The 580-nt window shown below is 58.3% G+C and carries 1 pseudogene; it reads right to left on the bottom strand.

Going from position 1 to position 580, the window contains the following annotated elements:
* Positions 1–193: 193 nt before the first annotated feature.
* A pseudogene (locus ACERI1_RS18825) lies at positions 194–580 on the bottom strand (ISH3 family transposase); the annotation flags it as partial.

Below are 580 nucleotides of genomic sequence, written 5' to 3'. Positions count from 1 at the left end.
GTCGGTACTTCCCGAGCGTCGCTTCGTGAACTGTGCTGAGTCATGGACGAACAGAGCGAATGCCGGTGTGGTAACTGAGTGAACAGGAAATAGAATCCACAGATGGAGAGAACCGAACTGAGAAAGCTGAGATACGCCGTTTTAGACGAATGCTGTTGCTCGTCAGGTGCCTGCCCAAGGCCGCGGGCTGGCGTCAGCCCGCGGCCGGCGCGTATGCTTCTGGCACACCGACGCCGTTCATCTTGATCTCCCAGCGCCGTTCTAGCTCTTCTTCCAATGCATGTCTAATCCAGTCAGAGAAGGTCTTGAACGTGAATTCCTGGGGAAGGTCGCGCCCGCCCCGACGTGGGCGGGCGACGACCGCCCACCGAAGCACGAGCCAGAGGTTCTCCAGCAAGAACCCGACCAAGACGAATGCAAAGCGGATGATTGGATCTTGTGTCGTCGTTACCACTCGTGCTTGGCGAAACACCCGGTAGCTTGTTTCAATCGCTGACCGTTTCCGGTACAGCTGTTCGACCTGCTTGGGCGTGCGATCAGCCAGATCGCACGCCACATACCCTCGCACAACCTCCCCGCT

Origin of the sequence: Natrinema sp. HArc-T2, from assembly GCF_041821085.1 — an archaeon.
GTDB lineage: Archaea > Halobacteriota > Halobacteria > Halobacteriales > Natrialbaceae > Natrinema.
This window is presented reverse-complemented; position numbering and strand designations above follow the sequence as displayed.